Consider the following 22,354-nt stretch of genomic DNA (forward strand, 5'->3'; position numbering starts at 1 on the left):
TCACTTCACTCGTGTCTTCGTCATCTTCATTTGACTCCCCCGGCCGTCAGCCCGCCCACCAGGTAGCGCTGGAACACCAGGTAGAGGGCCACGACCGGGACGGCGCAGATCAGCGACGCCGCCATCATCTGCCCGTACAGGGGCAAGGCTCCACCCTCCTGCGCGACGGTGAACACCTGGAGCGCGACGGCCGCCGTCCGGGTATCGGGGTTCGTCATCACCGAGGCGAACAGCACGTCGTTCCAGCCGAGCAGGAACGCGAAGATGCCCGCCACGACCACGCCCGGCCAGCTGAGCGGCAGGACGATCGTGGTCAGGATCCGCCACGACGAGGCACCGTCGATGCGGGCCGCCTCCTCCAGTTCGCGCGGCAGCCCGCGCAGGTAGGTCACCATGACCCAGGTCGAGAACGGCAGCGCGAACGTCAGGTAGGTGACGAACAGCGACCACCGGGTGCCGATGATCGGCGCGCCGAGCGCGCTGGACGCCGACGAGAACAGCACGAACACCGGCAGCAGCATGAGCGTCCCCGGGATCGACTGGAGCCCGAGCAGGCCGCGCAGGAACGTCAGCCGGCCGCGGAACGCGAAGCGCACGAGCACGTACGCGGTCGCCACCGAGAGGAAGGCGCACACGATCGCGACGCCGCCGGCGACGATGACGCTGTTCATCAGGCCGTTGCCGAGCGCGACCGTCGACCACACCTTGACGTAGTTGTCGAAGTTCAGCGAGCTCGGGAAGAACTCGCCGCTGGCGACGCCGATGTCGGAGTTCACCGATGACAGCAGCACGTACAGGATGGGCAGCAGCGCGACGCAGAGCAGGACGGCGATGATGGCGGCCTGCAGCGGGCGCGGCAGCAGCCGGTAGACGTCGCCGGTGCCGTTGCAGCGCGCGGCGCGAGCAGTGGGGGCGGTGGTGGTGGGGGCCGAAATGGTCATACCGTCTTCTCCTTCCGGTCGTCGCCGGTGTCGAGCCGGACGGCGCGCAGGTAGATGAACAGCGGGATCGCGATCAGGATCAGCGAGAACACCGCCATCGCCGCGCTCAGCCCGAAGCGGAAGCTCTGGAAGCTGGTCACGTAGGTCAGCACCGGCAGCACGTTGACCGCCTGCGGCGCCGGAACACCGAAGAGCACGAACGGCAACGTGAAGCCGTTGATGTTGTGCAGCAGCGAGATGATCAGCGCGAGCGCGATCGGCCCGCGCAGGGCCGGCAGGATGACGTAGCGCAGCTTCGCCCACCAGCCGGCGCCGTCGATGGCGGCGGCCTCGTGGACCTCGTTCTCGATCGATTGCAGGCCGGCCAGGACCAGCAGGTAGAAGAACGGCCACGACGACCAGATCTGCACCAGCACGAGCGTCCAGTAGCTGAGCGGGCCGTTGAGCCACAGCCCGGTGTGGATGCCGAGGTTGCCGAGGACGGTGTCCACGATCCCGTGCGGCTGCAGCATGGTGTGCCAGAAGGTGCCGACGACGAAGCCGGGCAGCACGTACGGCACGAGGAACAGCGAGCGCACCAGCGCACGGCCGCGGAAGGCGTTCTGCGTCGCCAGGGCCGCCGCCACGCCGATCGGCAGGGTCACGACGGCCGCGATGACGGCGAACGAGACGCTGATCCAGATCGACTGCAGCAGCGAGGACGAGGTCAGCGCCTCGATGTAGTTCCCGAGCCCGATGAACGGTGCGGAGACCCAGTCGCGCAGCGTGTACATGTCCAGGTCGAGCGTCGAGATGACGAGTGCGAACACGAAGGGGACGATGATGACCAGCAGCATGAGGATGCCCCCGGGAAGGAGCAGCCAGAGCGGCCGGTTGCGCTGCTGCACGGTCCGGCGGCCACGGCGGGGCGCCCCGCCCGTCCGCGGAGGGGTGGCCTCCGCGGACGGGCGGGCGGTCGCGGCGGGAGCCGCGGTTTCGGTGGACATGACGATCGGTCCGCTACTTCTTGGCCTTGTCCAGCGAGCCCTGGGCGCTCGACTGCGCGGTCTTCAGGAGCTGCGACAGCTCGGAGCTGCTGACCGAGCCCTTCGACAGGCCGGGGATCGACTGCACGACCACGTTGGTCAGGGCGAGCTGGGTGTCTCCCCAGGCGCCGCTGAACGGCGTCGCCACCGACTTGCTGATCGCGTCGACGATCGGGGCGATGATCGGCTTCGACTTCTGCAGGTCGGCCGCCGCCTGAGCGTTCGACGGCAGGTCGCCGAGGAGCGAGAACTCCTTGGTCTGCATGTCGGCGCGGGTGACCATGTTGATGTAGGCGAAGGCCAGGTCCTGGTTCTTCGAGTACTTGGCGACCACGATGTTGTCACCGGAGACGATGCTCGCCGCGGGCTTGCCGCTGGACGGGTTGGACGTCTTGCCCGGCGCCACGGTCGGCATCAGCGCATAGGCGTACTTGCCGGCCACGGCGGACTTGTCCAGCGCTTCGATCGAGCTGGCCGACACCATCGGCAGGTACGCCGCCTTGCCCGCGGCGAACGCCGCGACCGCCTGCGGGTTCTTCCAGCCGACCGCCGCCGGGTCGACCGCCTTCTGCTGGGTGAGCCAGCCGAAGTAGGTCTGGTAGGCCTTCTCGGTGATGGGGTCGTCGATCCGCGCCTTGCTGGACTTCAGGTCGAGGATCGGGTTGCCCGCCTGCGTCGACATCGCCCAGACGAACTTCCACGGGTCGTAGTTGTCGGCGTAGCCGACCGCGACGCCGTAGGTGTCCCCGGTGGTGAGCTTCTTGGCCTGGCTGGCGAAGTCGTCCCAGGTAGTGGCGGGCTTGTCGATGCCGGCGGCCTTCAGGAGGTCCTTGTTGTACGCCATCACGAACGGGCGCTGCGCGAGCGGCACGCCGACCTGGTTCTTGGCATCCGGCCCGGACATGCCGAGCGAGGCGGGCACGAAGCGGTCGCGGCCGCCGACCTTCTTCCAGTCGTCGTCGCTGAGCTTGACGAACGCGCCGGTGGCGTAGGCGGTCGGGGTGAAGGTCGTGCCGAGCGCGTAGACGTCCGGGCCCTGCCCGGAGACCACCGAGGTCTGGATCTTGGTGAGCTCGTCGTTGGAGCTGGCGAAGGTGTCGAAGGCCAGGTCGGCCCCGGTCTCCTTCTTGAACTGGGCCTGCAGCTCCGCGAACCACTCCTTCTGCTGCTGCGGGTAGAGCCCGCTCGCTCCGACGTAGACGGACAGGGTGCGCCCCTTGCCGTCGATGGTCGTGGAACTGGGGTTCGAGCCGCCGCCGGAGGACGAGCAGCCGGTCAGGGCCAGGCCGATGGCGGCCAGCCCGGCGATCGCGCCGAGCGCGAAACGTGATCTCATACGTGACTCTCCTTTGAGGATGGGATCCGGTGGATCAAGTCCCCCGGACGAGGTGCGCACCGCGGGACTGCCGCCGAGCCTAGGCATCCCGGCAACACGGCTGCAACCGATTGCCAATATTTGCCATTGTGTGCTGTGATGGGCGCATGAGCCCTCAGCTTCGCGGGTATCCCGACGGTGTGGACCGCCCGGCCACCCTCGCCGACGTGGCCGCCGCCAGCGGCGTCGCCACCTCGACGGCCTCCCGTGCCCTAGCCAATCCGGGCCGCGTCAACGCGATCACGCGCGAGCGCATCGAGCGCGCCGCCCGGGAGCTGAACTACATCCCGAACTCGCAGGCCCGGGCGCTCACCAGCGGCCGGACCCGGAGCATCGCCGTTCTGGTCTCGGACGTCACGAACCCGTTCTACTTCGGCATCATCCGGGGCACGCAACAGCAGCTCAAGGCCGCCGGCTACACCCAGCTGCTGGTCGACACCGAGGAGTCCGACGAGCTCGAGGACGGGATGCTGCACAAGCTGCGGCCGTCGTTCGACGGCGCGATCCTCGCCGCCTCCCGACTGACCGACCGGCGGCTGACGGCGCTGGCGGCGGAGGTGCCGATCGTGGCGATCAACCGGCAGACCCGCGGGGTCGCCAACGTCTTCATCGACACTCCCAACGGTGTCGAACAGGCGGTCGGGCACCTGGCGTCGCTCGGCCACCGCTCGATCGTCTACGCCTCCGGTCCGGAGACCTCCTGGTCGAACGAGCGCCGCTGGCGTGCGCTCGTCCGTGCGGCGGAGCGCTACGACGTGGAGGCGCTCCGGGTCGGGCCGTTCGCCCCGCGCCAGTACGCGGGCGCGGCCGCGGCCGACGCTGTGCTCCACGCGGGAGCGACGGCCTGCATCGCGTTCAACGACCTCCTGGCGATCGGGATGCTGGCCCGCTTCCGCGAGCGCGGGGTCGACGTGCCCGGGGACGTCTCGCTGGTCGGCTGCGACGACATCTTCGGAGCCGACTTCTGCAACCCGCCGCTGACCACCCTGACTGCTCCGATCGAGCAGGCCGGGCGCACCGCGGTCGCCATGCTGCTCGCCCGGCTGGACGAGAGCGCCGCTCCGGTCAGCCGGCAGGCGACGACGCTCCCCACGCATCTCACCGTCCGGGCATCCACGGGGCCCGCGCCCGCGCGCCCCTCGATCGCACCGGACACATCGACGACCCAGGCCACCTCGACGAAAGGACGCGGATGACCGCGCTCGCCCCGCACCCCGACCGGCTGTTCCCCGCCGACCCCGCCGAGCGCGACCTGGCCCGCCGGCTGCACGCCGCCGTCGCCGACGCGCCCATCTACTCCCCGCACGGTCACGTGCCGGCGGCGACGCTGGCCGACGACGAGCCGTTCCCGGACCCGGCGGCGCTGCTGATCACGCCCGACCACTACGTGACGCGGATGCTGCACGCGGTGGGCGTGCCGCTCTCCGACCTCGGGCTCGCGCGCGACGGCGTGCCCTCCGCCGCCTCGGGCCGATCGATCTGGCGGACGCTCTGCGAGCACTGGGACGTCTTCCTGGGGACGCCCGTCCGATTCTGGTTCGAGTCGGAGTTCAGCGAGGTGTTCGGGCTGAACGAGCAGCCGTCGGCGCAGAACGCGGACGCGCTCTACGACCAGCTGGTCGCCACCCTCGCGTCGCCGGAGCTCCGGCCGCGCGCGCTGTTCGACCGGTTCCGGATCGCCGTGCTCGCGACCACCGACGACCCGGCCGACGACCTCGAGGCGCACGCGCGCCTCGCCGCCGACCCCACCTTCACAGGCCGGGTCGTCCCGACCTTCCGCGCCGACCGGTACATGCACCCCGACGAGCCGGGCTGGGCCGGCCGGCTCGACCGCCTGGGGGCCCGCGCCGACGTCGACACGTCGAGCTACGCGGGGCTGCTGGAGGCGCTGCGGGTCCGCCGCGCCGCGTTCGCCGCCGCCGGCGGCACCGCGACGGACACCGGCGTCATCGACACCGGCAGCGAGCCGCTGGAGACGGCGGAGGCCTCCCGCATCCACCGCGCCGCGCTCGACGGCTCGGTCACCGCCGCCGAGACCGTGGCCTACCGCCGCAATATGCTCTACCGGCTGGCCGAGATGGCGGCCGACGACGGCCTGGTCATGCAGCTGCACCCCGGCGTGCACCGCAACCACCACCGGCCGACCTTCGAGGCCTACGGGCCGGACACCGGGCACGACCTCCCCGCGGTCGGCTCGTTCACCGAGCCGCTCACGCCGATCCTGCGCGACTTCGGCACGAACCCGACCTTCCGGCTGGTGCTGTTCACCGTGGATGAGACGACGTTCTCGCGCGAGATCGCGCCGCTCGCCGGCTTCTACCCGTCGGTGTACGCGGGCGCGCCGTGGTGGTTCCTGGACACCCCGGCTGCGATCCTCCGCTACCGCCGGGCGATCACCGACAGCGCGGGCTTCACCAAGACCAGCGGCTTCATCGACGACACCCGGGCGTTCTGCTCGATCCCGGCGCGGCACGACATGTCGCGCCGGGTGGACGCCTCGTTCCTGGCCTCCCTCGTCGTCACGCACCAGCTGGCCGAGGAGGACGCGTTCGGCCTCGCGCACCGGCTGGTCGACGACATCCCCCGCACGACGTTCCGCCTCGGCTGAGCGGGACGTCACACAACGATCCCAGCTGCGCCGGACGGCTACGCTGGACGCAAACCGTCTCAACGAAGGAGTCCTCCGTGCCCGAGAACCACGCAACGGCCAACATCGGAGTCGTCGGTCTGGCTGTGATGGGGTCGAACCTGGCCCGCAACCTCGCCTCGCGCGAGGGCAACACCGTCGCCGTCTTCAACCGGACCTACGCACGCACCGAGGAGCTGGTGAACGCCCACCCGGAGGCCGGCTTCGTGTCCGCCGAGCAGATCGACGACTTCGTCGCCTCGCTCTCCAAGCCGCGCACCGCGATCATCATGGTCCAGGCCGGCCGCGGCACCGACGCCGTCATCGACCAGCTGGTCGAGCGGTTCGAGCCGGGCGACATCATCGTCGACGGCGGCAACGCGAACTTCCACGACACCATCGAGCGCGAGAAGCGCATCGCGCCGACCGGCATCCACTTCGTCGGCGCCGGCATCTCCGGCGGCGAGGAGGGCGCCCTCCACGGCCCCTCGATCATGCCGGGCGGCTCGGAGGAGTCGTACAAGACCCTCGGCCCGATCCTGGCCTCCATCGCCGCGGTCGCCGAGGGCGAGCCGTGCGTGACCCACGTCGGCACGGACGGCGCCGGCCACTTCGTGAAGATGATCCACAACGGCATCGAGTACGCCGACATGCAGCTCATCGCCGAGGCAGACGACCTGCTGCGCACGGTCGGCGGCCTTTCGCCTGCCGAGATCGCGGACGTGTTCGCCGAGTGGAACAACGGCTACCTGGAGTCGTACCTGATCGAGATCACCGCAGAGGTGCTGCGCCAGGTGGACGCCGAGACCGGCAAGCCGTTCGTGGACATCGTCCTCGACCAGGCCGGCTCCAAGGGCACCGGCGTCTGGACCGTGCAGAACGCACTCGACCTGGGCATCCCGGTGGGCGGCATCGCGGAGGCCGTCTTCGCCCGCGCGGTCTCCTCCAAGCCCGCGCAGCGCGCCGCCGTGCAGGCGACCATCCAGTCCCGTCCGGAGGTGCAGAAGGCGGAGGACGTGAAGGCCTTCGCGGACGACGTCTCGAAGGCGCTCTACGCCTCCAAGGTGGTCGCCTACGCCCAAGGCTTCGACGCGATCGTCGCGGGCGCCGAGAAGTACGGCTGGGACATCCACAAGGACGAGATCGCCAAGATCTGGCGCGGCGGCTGCATCATCCGCGCCCAGTTCCTCAACCGGATCGCCGACGCCTACGACGAGAACCCGGACATCACCACGCTGCTGGAGGCGCCGTACTTCGCCGACGCCGTCCGCGAGGGAGAGGCCGCCTGGCGTCGCATCGTCGCCACCGCCGCGCTCTCCGGCGTGCCGGTGCCCGGCTTCGGCTCGGCCCTGTCGTACTACGACTCGCTCGCGTCCAAGCGCCTCCCCGCCGCGCTCGTGCAGGGTCAGCGCGACTTCTTCGGCGCGCACACCTACAAGCGCGTCGACAAGGAGGGCACCTTCCACACGGTGTGGTCGGGCGACCGCACCGAGATCGAGACCGAGGGCTCCTCGCACTAAAGCCCTTTTCGCCGCGTGAGGAAGTGCTCCGAATCATCACGATTCGGAGCACTTCCTGTACTCCTGCCCCGCGAGGGAGGCAGACTCGTAGGCGTGACGTTCGAGGATCACCCGGAGCTGACGGAGTACGACCCGTCGGACCGTCCGCTGCGCGGGCGGAAGCGGACCATCGCGACGCGCGTGTTCGTGGTCGTCGCGCTCACCGCGCTCCTGCTGCCCGGGATCATGCTGACGATCAGCATCCAGACCGACACCGCGGACTACACGTGCCAGGTCTACGCCCGGCACTACGAACCGGACTCGGTGAGCTCTTCAGCCCGCTTCGAGCTGTTCGCGCCCGCCGGCCCGGGCTGGCAGTGCTACGCCCTGAACACCGAGGGCGACACGACCTTCGTCGCACCGCTGGGACTCATCCCGTCGGCGCCGCACAGCCTCCGGTAGGGGTTCCGGCGGGGTCAGGCGGCGGGGGTCAGGCGGCGCCGTCGAACATCGAGGTCACCGAGCCGTCGGTGAAGACCTCGCGGATCGCGTTCGCCAGCAGCGGCGCGATCGGCAACACGGTGAGGCCCTCCCAGCGCTTGTGCGCCGGCAGCGGCAGCGTGTCGGTGACGACGACCGAGTCGATCGCCTCCGACTGCAGCAGCTCCACGGCCGGGTCGCTGAACACGGCGTGCGTCGCGGCCACGACGACCCCGATCGCGCCCGCGGCCTTCAGCGCCTCCGCGGCCTTCACGATCGTGCGGCCGGTGTCGATCAGGTCGTCCACCAGCAGGCAGACCCGGCCCTTCACGTCGCCGACGATCTCGTGCACCGAGACCTGGTTGGGGACCAGCGGGTCGCGGCGCTTGTGGATGATCGCCAGGGGCGCACCGAGCTTGTCGCTCCAGATGTCGGCGACGCGCACGCGGCCCATGTCGGGCGAGACGACGGTCAGCGTCGACGCGTCGAGCTCGCGCTGCATGTGCTCCAGGAGCACCGGCATGGCGAAGAGGTGGTCGACCGGGCCGTCGAAGAAGCCCTGGATCTGGGCGGCGTGCAGGTCGACCGACATGATGCGGTCGGCCCCGGCGGCCTTGAACAGGTCGGCGACCAGGCGGGCCGAGATCGGCTCGCGGCCGCGGCCCTTCTTGTCCTGGCGGGCGTACGGGTAGAACGGCGCGACGACCGTGATGCGCTTGGCCGAGGCGCGCTTCAGCGCGTCCACCATGATGAGCTGCTCCATGAGCCACTCGTTGATCGGGGAGGTGTGAGACTGGATCACGAAGGCGTCAGAGCCGCGGACGCTCTCGTCGAACCGGGCGTAGATCTCGCCGTTCGCGAAGGTGCGGGAGTCGGTCGGCACCAGTTCGCTGCCGAGGCACTCGGCGATCTGCTCGGCGAGCTCGGGATGCGCACGCCCCGAGATCAGAACGAGTCGTTTCTGGCCGGTGGCAGTGATCCCTGACACTTACTCTCCGCTCTCTTCCGTCGCCCCGCTCTGTTCGGCGGCGCGCGCGGCTTCGGTGCCCGGCCGCTTCTGGGCGACCCAGCCTTCGATGTTGCGCTGCGGCGCGACGGTGATGGCGAGCGCCCCAGGTGGAACGTCCTTCCGGACGACCGTCCCGGCTCCGGTGTACGCTCCGTCACCCATCCTAACGGGCGCGACGAGCACCGTGTTCGTGCTGATCCGCACGTGCGAGCCGATGACCGTGCGGTGCTTGTTCACGCCGTCGTAGTTGGCGGTGATGACGCCCGCGCCGAGGTTGCCCTTCTCCCCCACCTCGGCGTCGCCGACGTAGTTGAAGTGGGCGAGCTTGGTGCCGGCGCCGATGACCGCGTTCTTGGTCTCGGAGAAGGTGCCGATCTTGCCGTTCGCGCCGAGGACGGTGCCCGGGCGGAGGTAGGAGAACGGGCCGACCGTCGCCCCGTCGCCGATCACGGCGAGGGTGGCGTCGGTGCGCTTGACGGTCGCGCCGGCGCCGACCTCGGTGTCGACCAATGTGGTGTCCGGGCCGATCTCGGAGCCGGTGCGGACGACCGTCGCGCCGCGCAGCTGGGTGCCGGGGAGGATCGTGACGTCGGGCTCGAGGACGACCTTCACGTCGATCCAGGTGGTCGCCGGGTCCTGCACGGTGACGCCGGCGAGCTGCCACGTGCGCACGACCAGCGCGTTCAGGCGCGCCGCGGCCTCACTGAGCTGGGCGCGGTCGTTGATGCCCTCCACGAGCCAGGACTCGGACACCGGGAGGGCGTCGACGTCGAAGCCGGCCTCCCGCAGCAGCCCGATGACGTCGGTGAGGTACTTCTCGCCCTGGGCGTTGTCGGTGGTCACGTTGGCGAGCATGTCGCGCAGGGCCGCGGCGCCGAACACGTAGATGCCGGCGTTGATCTCGCCGATCGCGCGCTCGGCCTCGGTGGCGTCCTTGTGCTCCACGATCCGGTCGAGGTGGCCCTCCGGGGTGCGCACGATGCGGCCGTAGCCGGTGGCGTCGGCCGGGAAGGACGACAGGATGGTCGCTGCCGCGCCGCCCGCGCGGTGCGCGGCGACCAGCTCGCGCAGCGTCGCGGCGTCGAGCAGCGGGACGTCGCCGTTGACCACGAGCACATCGCCCGCGAAGCCCTCGGGCAGCACCGCGACGGCCTGCTCGACCGCGCGGCCGGTGCCGGGGACCTCGTCCTGGTCGACGATGACCGCCTCCGGCAGGTCCGCCTCGATCACCTCGGCGAGCCGGTCGCGCTCGTGCCGCACGACCGCGATCACGCGGGCGGCGTCGAGCTCGCGAGCGGTCGCCAGCACGTGGCCGACGATCGGGATGCCGCCGAGCGGGTGCAGCAGCTTGGGCGTGGCGGACTTCATCCGCGTGCCCTGGCCGGCCGCGAGAACGACGATGGCGAGATTCTGATCGGTCATGATGCTCCGGATGCGAGGTGGTCGGGCGGATGTCGTGTCGAACGGTCGAACGGTCGGGCCGCGGGTGGCTCCGCCTCCAGGACTCGAACCTAGACCTAACAGCTCCAAAGGCTGTCGTGCTGCCATTACACCAAGGCGGACCGCGCAACGCGCACACACAGTCTGCCAGACCCGGCCGGCGCTGCCGCCGAGCGGAGCGCCTGGCCCAATAGCATGGAGGGATGGCGGAGGCACAGGACCCGGGCGCGCGCGGCGGCGCACGCGACGAGGTCGACCGCATCGTCGGCGCCTGGCTGCGCGAGCGCCCCGACCTCGACTTCTCGCCGCTTCAGGTGCTCTCCCGCGTCGACCGGCTCTCCCGGCACCTCGACCGCGCGCGCCGTGGTGCGTTCGACCGCTCCGACCTCGACTCGTGGGAGTTCGACGTGCTGTCGGCGCTGCGCCGGGCGGGTTCGCCGTTCCAGCTCAGCCCCAAGTCGCTCCTGCAGCAGACCCTGGTGTCGTCGGGCACGATGACCAACCGGATCGACCGCCTCGTCGCCCGCGGGCTGGTCGAGCGCCGCACCGACCCCAACGACGGCCGCGGCATCCTGGTCCAGATGACGACGCAGGGCCTGGCCCGCGTCGACGCCGCGATCACCCGCCTGGTGGACGCGGAAGCCGACCTCCTGGAGGCGCTCTCCCCGGTCGAGCAGGAGCGGCTGGCCGGACTGCTGCGCAAGCTCAGCCTCGGCTTCGACGCCGGCGCCTGAGCCCCGCGCGCCCGGCGCAGGCCTGCGCGTCCTCTCAGGTGTCTACGATCCCGCTCTCATAAACTCGTCGGCGATGAGACTTTCCCTGAAGCGCCTCCCCTCGCGAGTGAAGCGCGCAGCACGCTTCGAGATCCACGCGCACTGGCGCCGGCAGCCGCTCGTCCTCGGCTCCGTCTTCTACGAGTCGTTCTCGGGCAACGGGATGCTCGACAATCCGGAGGCGCTGTTCCGCACCCTCCTGGCCGCGCCGGACCTGAAGCACCTCACCCACATCTGGGCCCTGTCCGATCTCCACCAGTACCGCGCGGCGGTGGAGGAGTTCGCCGACGACCCGCGCGTCACCTTCGTCCGCTACGGGTCGGCCGCCTACTACCGCGCGCTCGCGACCAGCCAGTACCTGGTCAACAACGCCACCTTCCCGTACGACTTCTCCAAGCGGCCCGGGCAGGTCTACCTCAACACCTGGCACGGCACCCCGCTCAAGCGGATGGGCTACGACATCGACGGCGGCGCGCTCGCGACGGCGAACATCGTCCGCAACTTCGTCCAGGCCGACTACCTCCTGGCGGCCAACGAGTTCATGATCGACCAGATGTACCGCACCGGGTACAAGCTCGACGGCATCTACCGCGGCACCGTCATCGAGGAGGGCTACCCGCGCGTCGACCGGCAGTTCCTGGACGACGCCCAGCGCGAGGACGTCCGGCGGCGGCTGATCGCGTCCGGCATCCCGCTCGGCGACCGCAAGGTCATCCTGTACGCCCCGACCTGGAAGGGGCAGGTCTTCGGCCGTCCCGAGGACGACCTGGATGCGATGCTCGCCCACATCGCCCAGGTGGAGGAGCGCATCGACACCAGCCGGTACGCCGTGCTCGTGAAGACCCACCAGAGCGTGCACGCGCTCGCCGCCGGCCGGCCGGAGCTGGCCCGGATGCTCGTGCCCAACGAGATCCCGACCAACCTCGTGCTCGGCGCCACCGACATCCTGGTGTCGGACTACTCCAGCATCTTCTTCGACTTCCTCCGCACCGGACGCCCGATCCTGTTCTTCACGCCGGACCTGGCGGACTACGCCGGCACCCGCGGCCTCTACTTCGAGCCGGACGAGTGGCCCGGCCCCGTGCTGATGTCCGCCGGCGAACTCGGCGACGCCCTCGCGGCGGTGACCGAGGACGGCGACCAGGTGCCTGCCGAGGCACGAGAGCGCTACCTCGACATGCAGCGCCGGTTCACTCCCTACGACGACGGCTCGGCCGCCGAGCGCGTCGTCGACATCGTGTTCCGGGGCGTGCGCGACGACTACCGGCTGCGCACCTCGCTGGACGACGACGGCCGCGAGAAGATCCTGCTCTACCTGGGCGGCATGCGCCCGAACGGGATCACGACCTCCGCGCTCAACCTGCTCAACAACCTCGACCACGAGCGCTACGACGTGTCGGCGTTCTTCGCCCAGAGCAACTCTCCGGAGTCGATCGGCAAGCAGCGCCAGATCCACCCGGCCGTCCGCCAGTTCCCGCGCGTCGGCGGGATGAACGGGGCGAAGCTGCGGCACCTCGCCCGGCACCTCGAATTCCGGCGCGGCCGCACCGCCCAGCACGCCGACACCGCGGCGCAGAACCGGCTCTGGGACGACGAGTGGTACCGCTGCTTCGGCGACAGCCGCTTCGACTACGTGGTCGACTTCTCCGGCTACGGGCCGTTCTGGGCGATCCTCCTGCTGCACTCGCCGGAGGCGCAGCGCTCGATCTGGCTGCACAACGACCTGGCCTCCGACGCGCACCGCGAGGTCAACGGCGAGAAGCGGATGCTGCACTCCCTCACCCAGCTCTTCACCCTGTACGCGCAGTACGACCACCTGGTGTCGGTCTCCCCCACGCTGTCGGACGTGAACCGGGCGTCGCTGGCGGAGTTCGCGCCGCCGGAGAAATTCCTGTCCGCGCTCAACACGGTGGACGCCGAGCACATCCTCCAGAACGCGGAGGGCGACCTCCGCCAGGCGGCCTTCGACGAGGAGATCGGCAGCGTGCCCGACTGGGCCGAGGTGCTGCTCGCTCCCGCCAACGACGTCACCACGTTCGTCAACGTGGGACGCCTGTCGCCGGAGAAGAACCAGGAACGGCTCATCCGCGCCTTCGCGCAGGTGCACGCCGACGACCCGAAGACCCGGCTGGTCATCGTCGGCGCGGGCCCGCTGCAGGAGCACCTGGAGGCGGTCGTCACCACGCTCGGGCTGGAGGGCTCGGTCTTCCTGACCGGGATGCAGCGCAACCCGCACGCGATCATGGCGAAGGCGGACTGCTTCGTGCTGTCGAGCGACTACGAGGGCCAGCCGATGGTCATCCTGGAGGCGCTCGTCCTGGACCTCCCGATCGTGACCGTCGAGTTCGCGTCGGCGAAGAACGCCCTCCCAGCAGGCACCGGTCTGGTCGTCCCGCAGTCGGTCGACGGCGTCGCCGACGGGATGCGCGCATTCCTGCGCGGCGAGGTCCCGGCCCGCCGGTTCGACTGGGCGGCCTACAACCGGAAGGCTGTGGGCGAGTTCTACCGGGCGATCGGGGCCGAGCCGGTCGTGGCCGCGGCCGCGGAGGTGGCGGCGGCCGCGCCGTCGGCGGTGCCGCTGGATGCGCCGGCGCCGGAGACCGGCGCGTCGGCCGAGGCGACGACTGCCACGGCCGCGGGTTCCGCAGCGGTGGCTTCGGAGGCGGTGGCGTCCGAGGCGGTGGCGTCCGAGGCGGTGGCCGAGTAGCCGCTCAGGCCCGCGCGACGATCGCCGCAGTGTCCACTCCGGTCGGCAGCTCCCCGTAGAGCGACCCGCGATCGGGCCCGAGCCGCGCCGCCACGAAGGCGTCGGCGACCGCCGGCGGCGCGTGCCGGATGAGCAGCGACGCCTGCAACGCGACCGCGAGCGCAGCCACCAGGGTGCGTGCCGTCGACTCGTCCGCCTCCGCCACCGCGCGGCGCAGGCGGTCGTGGTGCGCGTCGAACACCGCGTGCACGCCTCGTGCCGCCGCGAGCTCCGCGTCGAACGCCGCCACGCTCGCCGGCTCGCGGCGGAGGGCGCGCAGCACGTCCAGTGCGATGACGTTGCCCGAGCCTTCCCAGATCGCCATCACCGGCTGCTCCCGATAGCGCCGGGCCAGCGGGAACGCCTCCGTGTAGCCGTTCCCGCCCAAACACTCCATCGCCTCGTAGGCGTGGCCGGGACCGCGCTTGCAGACCCAGTATTTGCTCACCGCGGTGGCCAGCCGACGGAACGCGACCTCGGCCTCCGGGGCGTCGTCGTCGTGCGCGCGGGCCAGCCGTAGACCGACCGCCGTCGCCGCCTCCGACTCCAGCGCCAGGTCGGCCAGCACCGCCGTCATCGCGGGCTGCTCGACAAGGCGGCGGCCGAACGCCGCGCGGTGCCGGACGTGCCAGGCCGCCTCCGCGACGGCCTGCCGCATCCCCGCGGCGCTGCCGAGCACGCAGTCGAGCCGGGTGCGGTTCACCATCTCCAGGATGGTGCGCACGCCGCGGCCCTCCTCGCCGAGGAGGTAGCCGACCGTGTCCGCGAACTCGACCTCGCTGGAGGCGTTCGAACGGTTGCCGAGCTTGTCCTTCAACCGCTGGATCAGGAACACGTTGCGCGTGCCGTCCTCCAGCACGCGCGGCACGACGAAGCAGCTCAGACCTCCCGCGCTCTGCGCGAGCACCAGGAACGCGTCCGACATCGGCGCCGAGCAGAACCACTTGTGGCCGGTCAGCAGCCAGCGGCCGTCGCCGTCGGCGAGCGCGCGGGTGGTGTTGGCGCGCACGTCAGAACCGCCCTGTTTCTCGGTCATCGCCATCCCGAACAGCGCGGAGGATTTACCGGCCTCGAGGCGGCCGTCGTAGTCGCGCGAAAGCAGCCGGGGCACCCACTCGGCCGCGAGCTCCGGGGAGGCGGCGAGCGCCGGGACGGCCGCGTGCGACATCGAGATCGGGCAGGCGTGTCCCGGCTCGACCTGCGCGAACAGCAGGAAGGTCGCGGCGCGGGCGACGCTCGCACCCGCGCGCGGTTCCGCCCAGGCGGAGGTGTGCGCTCCGGCGGCGACCGCCTGCCGGATCACCCGGTGGTAGCTCTCGTCGTAGTCGACCTCGTCGATGCGGGCGCCCCATCGGTCGAAGGCCCGCAGCTGCGGCTCCCGCACGTTCGCCCGCTCGGCGTCGGCCTGGAACCCGGCCGAGCCGACCAGCCGCCCGACCGCCCCGAGGTCGGCGACCGCCCAGTCGGCGTCGTAGCGCTCGACGGCCTCCCGCAGCGGGAGGTTCGCGGCGAACTCGTCCAGGTCGACGCGGGGCGGCGCCTGGTTGAGGACGGGATCGGCGTGCTGAGTCACAACGGTGTGCGTCGGCATGCGGCGAGTCTAATCCGGGGCGGACGGCGCGGGGCGGTCCCGATTACGCTGAACCGGTGCGCCTCCCCACCACCCTCACCACCGACCGCCTCGTCCTGCGGCCCTGGCGCGACGACGACGCCGGCTTCGCCTTCGACCTGTACTCGCGGTGGGAGGTTGCGCGGTTCCTCGGCCGCACCCCCGCCGTCCTGACGGAGCCGGTGGAGGCCGAGCGACGCATCGCGCGGCTGCGTGCTCTGGAGGACGACCTGCGGGTGTTCCGGGTCGTCGAACTCGCGGACGGGACCCCGGTCGGCACGGTGATGCTGCAACCGATCCCGGCCTCCGGGCCCGAGCCGCTGCGCCCATCCGGCGACACCGAGATCGGCTGGCACTTCCACCCGGACCACTGGGGCCACGGCTACGCGGCCGAGGCGGCGCGCGCCCTCCTCGTGGCGGCGCTCGCGGACCTGCCGCGGGTGGTCGCGGTCACCTACCCCGACAACGCCGCCTCGCAGCGCGTCTGCGAGCGGATCGGGATGCGCCCGCTCGGCCCGACCGACGCGTACTACAACGTGCGGATGTCGCTGTTCGAGGCGCTGGCAACGAAGGAGATCGGGGCCGACACGCCGCCGGAACGCAGCTAACGGAGGACTTTCACTTGTCCCAGCCCCGGATCTCCTCCGTTCGCGACAGGTGGGACCGAGGCGCCGTGGGCAACGGAGGAGATCGGGGCCCGGTGGGCCGGGATGTCCTCCGTTGGCCGACGTGGTGCGGCGTGTCGGAGTGGATGTCCTCCGTTGCCGACTCGGGTCAGCCCTCGAGCTGCTCGCTCAGCTCCAGCCAGCGGGTCTCCTGATCGGCGATCTCGCCCTCCAGGGTGCGCAGCTCCTCGGTGAGGCGGCCGAGGCCGACGTAGTCGCTCTGATCGTGGCGGGCGATCGACTCGTGGTGCTCGGCGACCTGGGCGGCCAGCTTGGTGAGGCGGCGGTCGATGGAGGCGAGCTCCTTCTCGGCCGCGCGCAGGGCCGCGCCGGACAGGGCCGGGGTCGAAGCGACCGAGGTGGGGGCCGAAGGAACAGACGGAGGCGGGGCCGCGCTCCGCTCCCGCCGCAGCCGCAGGTACTCGTCCACCCCGCCGGGCAGGTGCCGGAACGCCCCGTCCAGCACCGCGTACTGCTGGTCGGTCACCCGCTCGACCAGGTACCGGTCGTGCGAGACCACCAGCAGGGTGCCCGGCCAGCCGTCGAGGAGGTCCTCCATCGCGGCGAGCATGTCGGTGTCGAGGTCGTTGGTCGGCTCGTCCAGGATGAGAACGTTCGGCTCGTCCAGCAGGATCAGCAGCAGCTGGAGGCGCCGCTTCTGCCCGCCGGAGAGGTCTTTCACCGGCGTGGACAGCTGCGCGTTGGTGAAGCCGAGGCGCTCCAGCATCTGGCCGGGCGAGACCTCCTTGCCGCCCGCCAGGTAGGTCGTGCGCTTGTCGGCGACGACCGCGCTCACCCGGAGGTCGCGCACAGCCTCCAGCTCGTCCAGCTGCTGGGTGAGCGTCGCGATCTTCACCGTCTTGCCGCGCTTGACCCGGCCGGCGGTCGGCTCGACGGTCCCGGCGACGAGGCCGAGCAGCGTGGACTTGCCCGCGCCATTGATCCCGAGGATGCCGGTGCGCTCGCCCGGGGCGATCCGCCACTCCACGTCGCGCAGCACGGTCTTGGGCGGGAACTCGACCGTGACGTCGATGAGGTCGACCACGTCCTTGCCCAGGCGCGCGGTGGCGAGTTTCGTCAGCTCCACGGCGTCGCGCGGCGCCGGCTCGTCGGCGATCAGCGTCGCCGCCGCGTCCATCCGGAACTTCGGCTTGGAGGTGCGCGCCGGCGCCCCACGGCGCAGCCAGGCCAGCTCCTTGCGCATCAGGTTCTGCCGCTTGGTCTCCGCGACCGCCGCCATCCGGTCGCGCTCGACGCGCTGCAGGATGTACGCCGCGTAGCCGCCCTCGAACGGCTCCACGATGCCGTCGTGGACCTCCCAGGTCGCGGTCGACACCTCGTCCAGGAACCAGCGGTCGTGCGTCACGACGACGAGCGCGCCCGAGGCGGCCGGCCAGCGCCGCTGCAGGTGCGCGGCCAGCCAGGCGACGCCCTCGATGTCGAGGTGGTTGGTCGGCTCGTCCAGGAAGAGGACGTCGTGATCGTGCACGAGGAGGGCGGCGAGCGCCACGCGGCGGCGCTGGCCTCCCGAGAGCTCGCCGATCGTCGCGTCCCAGGGAACGTCGGAGACGAGCCCGGCCAGCACGTCCCGCACCTTCGGGTCGCCCGCCCAGGTGTGCTCGTCGCGGTCGCCGACGATGGCGCGACCGACCGTCAGCGCGTCGGGCAGCTCGTCGCGCTGATCGAGCATCCCGACCGTCACGTCGCGGCGCCGGGTGACCCGCCCGGAGTCGGGTTCGAGGCGCCCGGCGAGCAGCGAGAGGAGGGTGGACTTGCCGTCGCCGTTGCGGCCGACGACACCGATGCGGTCGCCCTCGGAGACGCCCAGCGTCACCGAGTCGAAGACGACCCGTGTCGGGTATTCGAGGTGCAGCGACTCGGCGCCGAGGAGATGAGCCATACGGTCCTCCAGCCTACCGTCGCGAGCACGCGACGCCCTGCGCGCCGGCTCCGCTCCCCCTCCTTGGGGGAAACCGACCGTACGGCCCGGTGTGGGATGATCGACGCACCGGATCGCGCGTTCCCGACCCGCGCGGTCGATGGGGGCTGACCGTGACCGACGAGCTGGCGACCGTGCGCCCACTCTTCGGACGCGACCGGGCCAGGGAGACCATCCTCCTGGTCGCCCACCGTGCGGTCGACCGCGGCGGCGCCGTGCTCGTCACCGGCGAGGCCGGGCTGGGCAAGACCTCCCTGCTGGCCGACATCGCCGACCGGTTGGACGACTGGACCGTGCTGCGGGTGAGCGCCGACTCGTTCGAGTCCGACCTCGCCTACGCCACCGTCGAGACCCTGGTGCGCGGACTGACCGCGCTGCGCGGCCCGAGCGGCGGAGCCGGCGAGGCCATCCGGCCCCCCGCGCCGGAGGACGACGCCCTCACCGTGGGAAGGCTCCTCCTCGACTCGATCGACCGCCTGACCGGGCCGGTGTGCCTCATCGTCGACGACGCGCAGTGGGTCGACGAGCCCTCGGCGCGGGCGCTGCGGTTCGTGGTGCGGCGGCTGTCCGACCGCGGCTTCCTGTTCACAGCGGCCTCGCGCCCGCAGCCGAACAGCGTGACCGCCCTGTTCGACGACCTCGCGGCGACCTCCGTCAACCACGCCCGCATCGATCTGACCCCGCTCACCGTCTCCGACACGCAGGCGCTCGCCGAGCACCTTCTCGGCCACCCCATCTCCCGCCGCACGGCGACCCGCCTCACGGAGGCCACCCAGGGCTCCCCGCTGCTGCTGAGCGTGCTGCTCGGCCGGCTCCGCGACACGTTCGAGCAGGCGCTGCATCCGGCCGGCTGGGATCTTCCGGACACCGCGATCATGCCGCTCGCGTCCGCCGTCTCGGCGGCGCTGGAGGGCGCGGACCCGTCCGTGCGGACCGCCGCCGAGTTCGTCGCGGTGCTGCGCGACCCGCTGCCCGCCCCGGTCGTCGGCAGCATCGCCGCCCGCCTCGACGCGCGGCTCGATCTGCCCGGCGCGGTCACGCGCGGGCTCGTCCTCGGCCGCGCCCGCGACGGCGTGCTCTGGGTGGAGCCGGCGCACGCGCTGCTCGCCGACACGCTCGCCGCCGAGCTGAGCGTGGAGCGCCGGGTCGCCATCCACCGGGTCGCCGCGGAGGTGCTCGACGGCCACCGTGCCCTCCGCCACCGGGTGGAGGCCGCCGACACCGCCGACCCGCTGCTGGTGGACGAGCTGCTCACCGCCGCGCTGGCCGCCGCCGACCAGGGGCACGCCGAGCAGGCGATGAGCTACGCGCGCTCGGCGACGCACCTGGCCACCGACGGAGAGCTGGAGCGAGCGCTGATCGAGCTCGGGCTGTTGGCGATGCGGTTCCGGCTGCACGAGCAGATCCTGGAGTTGCGCCCTGCGATCGAGGACCTGGCGCCGTCGCCCGCGCGCGACGCGGTGCTGCTGGAGCTGCGCACCCTCTCCCGGGACGTGCCGGGCGCCCTGGAACTGGCGCTGAAGCTGGAGGCCGCCCCGGCGAGCACCCCGGACGAGCGGGCGATCCGCACCCACGTCGCCGAGGCGATCCCGAAGGTGTTGATGGCGATGGGCGACTTCGCGGGCGTCCTCGACCACCTGGAGACCGGGCGCGCGCACATCGCGGAGTGCCCGCGCCCGGAGGAGGTCGCCGACCCGGCGCTGCGCTGGCTCGCGGAGCCCGACGAGCACCTGGTCCGGCTGCTCGGCTGGGCGCTCAACTCGGCCGCGCACGCGCGCCGTCCCGACCTGTTCGCACCGCTCACGGCCGAGCTGGACGCGCTGCTGGCGCGCCACGAGTCGCCCGCAGCGGTGGACGCGCTCGTCGCCCGCTCCCGGGTGTTCATCCTCGGCGGCGACGTCGACCGCGCCCGGGCCGACCTGGCCCGCGCGAACGCGCTCGTGCGCCGGTTCCCGGCGAGCTGGACCGCCGGCTTCGTGCGCACGATCTACGCGCACATCCTTTTCCTCGTCGGGGAGTGGGAAGAGTCCGTCACCCTGGCCGACACCGCCGTGGCGCTCGCCCTGGACGAGACCGACCTCTCCTGCTGGCCGATCGCGCTCTGGACCTCCGCGCTGGTGCGCGCCGGGCGCGGCGAAGCCGACTCGGTGGGCGAACGGCTGCGCTCCGCCGCGCGCGCCGACCCGCGGTTCACCGGCTCCTACGACGGCGACCTGCCGTTCCTCGCCCGCGCGGAGCTCGCCCGCGCGCTCGGCCGGCCCCAGGAGCAGCTCCAGGCGACCCTCGACGCCGAGGCCGCGGCGACCCGGGCCTCCACCCTCGGCTGGCTCACCTACCGCGTCGACGCGCTCGCGACGCTCGGTCGCGCGGCCGAGGCGCGTGCCGCCTACGAGCGCTGCGCCGCACCCGGGCTCTGGCGGCCCTACTACGGCTCGCTGCGCTGGCTGGAGGGCCGGGTGCTGGAGGCCGAGGGCCGGATCGCCGAGGCGGCGACGGCGTACCGGGAGGCCGCGCAGGAGTCCCGCTTCGCCCTTCCCGACGCGGTCGCGTCGCTCGACGCCGGCCGGCTCCTCGCTGCGGACGGCGACGCGGACTCCCGCGAGGCCGCGGCTCTCCTCGAATCCGCCGCCGCGACGTTCCGCCGCCTGGGCGCCAGCAGCTACCTCGCGCGGGCCGCCCAGCACCTCGACGCGGTGCGCTCCGCCGAGAGCGGCCCGGCCGACGGCGACCGCGAGGCCGCTGCCGGCGCCGACCCGCTGGCGTCGCTCACGACGCGCGAGCGCCAGGTCGCCCACGCGCTCGCTGCGGGCATGACCAACAAGGAGATCGCGGAGCGGCTGTACGTCTCCGTCACGACCGTGAACTTCCACGTGCGCAACATCCTCGCCAAGCTCGGGATGCGTTCCCGCCGCGAGCTGCGCACGCTCGCCCTTCCCCGCCGCCGGGCCGCCAGGAACGACCGACCCGTCAAGAGTTGACGGTTTTCCGGTCCCCCACTATGAGGACACGCGGCCTGCTCGCTAACGTTGTTCTCACCCGGGATGCCCGACCCGCACCCGCACGGATACGACTCAGAACTGACGGATCGTCTCAACCCGACGTGCGATGCGGATCGGGCATCCTCGGGCTCAGGCGCCGCGGCGAACGCGCGCCTGCGCGCCTCACCAGCGCCGAGTACACCTGGAGCGCCGGGATGTGGCCCGACACGGCCCGGCTCCCGGGGGTACTCGGCGGCCAGGCGCCCGCGCGGCCGGCGCCCGTGCGTTCTCAGTCGCCGATGACGCGGGCCCCGTGCACCGGACCCGTCGCCCGCACGGCGCGGATCCGGGAGGCGCTCAGCGCGATCTGCAGGTCGAGCGCGTTGTCGAGGTCCGCCACCAGGAACGCCACGGTCGGACCCGAGCCCGACACGATGCCCGCAAGCGCGCCGTTCAGCTCGCCGAGCTCCAGCACTTCCGCGATGCTCGGCGCCAGGTGGATGGCCGGCGCCTGCAGGTCGTTGGTGAGCGCTTCGGCCAGCATCGCCGGGTCGCCCGCGCGCAGCGCCTGCAGGATCTCCGCGTCGACGGTCGGGCTGCGCTCGGCGGGCGCGATCTCGCCGATGTGCCGCTGCCGGTGCCGGTCGAGTTCGCTGTACACCGCGGGGGTGCTGAGCTCGCCCTCCGGCAGCGCCAGCACCCATTGGAACTGCCCGGTCGCCAGCGCCGGACTGAGCCGGTCGCCGCGGCCGGTGCCGATCGCCGTGCCGCCGATCAGCGCGAACGGGACGTCCGCGCCGAGCCGGGCGGCGAGCGCCAGCAGCTCCTCACGGCCGAGCTCGGTGCCCCAGAGCGCGTCGCAGGCGACCAGGGTCGCGGCGGCGTCGGCCGAGCCTCCGCCCATGCCTCCCGCGATCGGGACGTGCTTCTCGATCTCCAGCCGGACGCCGCCCGTGTAGCCGGTCTTCTTCGCCAGCAGCTTGGCGGCCTTGATGGCCAGGTTCGTGCCGTCGGTCGCGAGACCGCTCGTGTCGACGGTGCCTGAGAAGCTGACCGAGAAGTCATCGGCCCGGTACGCGCGCACGTCCTCGTAGAGCGAGACGGCCTGGTAGGCGGTCGCGACGTCGTGGTATCCGTCGTCGCGGACGGCTCCGACGCGCATGAACACGTTGATCTTGCCCGGCGCCCGCACGTGCACGGCATCCACGTCCCACCCCGTACCAGCCTCGACCATGCCTCAAACCTACAC

At 71.8% G+C, this 22,354-nt stretch carries 16 protein-coding genes and 1 tRNA gene; 8 read left to right on the plus strand and 9 right to left on the minus strand.

The features are described 5' to 3' along the window. Positions 1–26 precede the first annotated feature (26 nt). Genes AC1ROW_RS12380 through AC1ROW_RS12390 form a run of 3 tightly spaced genes read right to left on the minus strand, consistent with a single transcriptional unit; the run spans position 27 to position 3,302 of the window. A complete protein-coding gene (locus tag AC1ROW_RS12380; RefSeq protein ID WP_493019207.1) occupies positions 27–941 on the minus strand; it encodes a carbohydrate ABC transporter permease in 915 nt (304 codons plus the stop codon). After that, positions 938–1,927 (minus strand): carbohydrate ABC transporter permease, encoded by a 990-nt coding sequence (locus AC1ROW_RS12385; RefSeq protein ID WP_493019208.1) that lies wholly within the window; start codon positions 1,925–1,927, stop codon positions 938–940. The genes AC1ROW_RS12380 and AC1ROW_RS12385 overlap by 4 nt, the downstream gene beginning before the upstream one ends. Before the next feature lie 13 nt (positions 1,928–1,940). After that, positions 1,941–3,302 carry an ABC transporter substrate-binding protein gene (locus tag AC1ROW_RS12390; protein WP_493019209.1) on the minus strand — a complete coding sequence of 454 codons (1,362 nt, stop codon included), beginning with the start codon at positions 3,300–3,302 and terminating at the stop codon, positions 1,941–1,943. A gap of 146 nt (positions 3,303–3,448) precedes the next feature. Here AC1ROW_RS12390 and AC1ROW_RS12395 point away from each other — a divergent pair, with 146 nt between their 5' ends. From AC1ROW_RS12395 to AC1ROW_RS12410, 4 genes are all read left to right on the plus strand, one after another. Next, entirely contained in the window at positions 3,449–4,537 is a 1,089-nt protein-coding gene (locus AC1ROW_RS12395; protein WP_493019210.1) for a LacI family DNA-binding transcriptional regulator, read from the plus strand. Next, positions 4,534–5,949, plus strand: a complete 1,416-nt coding sequence (uxaC, locus tag AC1ROW_RS12400) for a glucuronate isomerase (protein WP_493019211.1) — start codon at positions 4,534–4,536, stop codon at positions 5,947–5,949. Before AC1ROW_RS12395 ends, uxaC begins: the two co-directional genes overlap by 4 nt. Positions 5,950–6,026: 77 nt before the next feature. Beyond that, entirely contained in the window at positions 6,027–7,487 is a 1,461-nt protein-coding gene (gene gnd, locus AC1ROW_RS12405) for an NADP-dependent phosphogluconate dehydrogenase (RefSeq protein ID WP_493019212.1), read from the plus strand. Positions 7,488–7,580: 93 nt separating this feature from the next. After that, a complete protein-coding gene (locus AC1ROW_RS12410; protein ID WP_493019213.1) occupies positions 7,581–7,928 on the plus strand; it encodes a hypothetical protein in 348 nt (115 codons plus the stop codon). Positions 7,929–7,956: 28 nt separating this feature from the next. On the opposite strand, the gene AC1ROW_RS12415 is transcribed toward AC1ROW_RS12410, so the two are convergent. The 3 genes from AC1ROW_RS12415 to AC1ROW_RS12425 all read right to left on the minus strand — a co-directional run bounded on the left by AC1ROW_RS12415 (position 7,957) and on the right by AC1ROW_RS12425 (position 10,517). Continuing rightward, positions 7,957–8,934: a ribose-phosphate diphosphokinase gene (locus tag AC1ROW_RS12415; protein ID WP_493019214.1), complete on the minus strand. Its 978-nt coding sequence runs from the start codon at positions 8,932–8,934 to the stop codon at positions 7,957–7,959. Next, a complete protein-coding gene (gene glmU, locus AC1ROW_RS12420; protein WP_493019215.1) occupies positions 8,935–10,377 on the minus strand; it encodes a bifunctional UDP-N-acetylglucosamine diphosphorylase/glucosamine-1-phosphate N-acetyltransferase GlmU in 1,443 nt (480 codons plus the stop codon). 65 nt (positions 10,378–10,442) lie between these two features. Next, positions 10,443–10,517: transfer RNA gene (locus AC1ROW_RS12425), tRNA-Gln, on the minus strand. 81 nt (positions 10,518–10,598) lie between these two features. Between AC1ROW_RS12425 and AC1ROW_RS12430 the strand changes: the two genes are divergently transcribed. Beyond that, positions 10,599–11,129 carry a MarR family winged helix-turn-helix transcriptional regulator gene (locus AC1ROW_RS12430; protein ID WP_493019216.1) on the plus strand — a complete coding sequence of 177 codons (531 nt, stop codon included), beginning with the start codon at positions 10,599–10,601 and terminating at the stop codon, positions 11,127–11,129. A gap of 73 nt (positions 11,130–11,202) precedes the next feature. After that, entirely contained in the window at positions 11,203–13,875 is a 2,673-nt protein-coding gene (locus tag AC1ROW_RS12435; protein WP_493019217.1) for a CDP-glycerol glycerophosphotransferase family protein, read from the plus strand. A 4-nt stretch (positions 13,876–13,879) separates the two neighbouring features. Here AC1ROW_RS12435 and AC1ROW_RS12440 read toward each other — a convergent pair whose 3' ends face one another. After that, complete coding sequence (locus AC1ROW_RS12440; protein ID WP_493019218.1) at positions 13,880–15,505, minus strand: acyl-CoA dehydrogenase family protein; 1,626 nt, start codon at positions 15,503–15,505, stop codon at positions 13,880–13,882. 56 nt (positions 15,506–15,561) lie between these two features. On the opposite strand from AC1ROW_RS12440, the gene AC1ROW_RS12445 reads away from it, so the two are divergent. Next, positions 15,562–16,131 (plus strand): GNAT family N-acetyltransferase, encoded by a 570-nt coding sequence (locus tag AC1ROW_RS12445; protein ID WP_493019219.1) that lies wholly within the window; start codon positions 15,562–15,564, stop codon positions 16,129–16,131. Between the two features lie 166 nt (positions 16,132–16,297). Here AC1ROW_RS12445 and AC1ROW_RS12450 read toward each other — a convergent pair whose 3' ends face one another. Beyond that, entirely contained in the window at positions 16,298–18,088 is a 1,791-nt protein-coding gene (locus tag AC1ROW_RS12450) for an ABC-F family ATP-binding cassette domain-containing protein (protein WP_493019220.1), read from the minus strand. Between the two features lie 152 nt (positions 18,089–18,240). On the opposite strand from AC1ROW_RS12450, the gene AC1ROW_RS12455 reads away from it, so the two are divergent. Further along, a complete protein-coding gene (locus AC1ROW_RS12455; protein WP_493019221.1) occupies positions 18,241–21,105 on the plus strand; it encodes a helix-turn-helix transcriptional regulator in 2,865 nt (954 codons plus the stop codon). Between the two features lie 289 nt (positions 21,106–21,394). Here the strand turns inward: AC1ROW_RS12455 and AC1ROW_RS12460 are convergent, their stop codons facing one another. After that, positions 21,395–22,339, minus strand: a complete 945-nt coding sequence (locus AC1ROW_RS12460) for a 4-(cytidine 5'-diphospho)-2-C-methyl-D-erythritol kinase (RefSeq protein WP_493019222.1) — start codon at positions 22,337–22,339, stop codon at positions 21,395–21,397. Between the last annotated feature and the right edge of the window lie 15 nt (positions 22,340–22,354).

This window comes from Leifsonia sp. GW821-FHT13C09 (genome assembly GCF_058806435.1).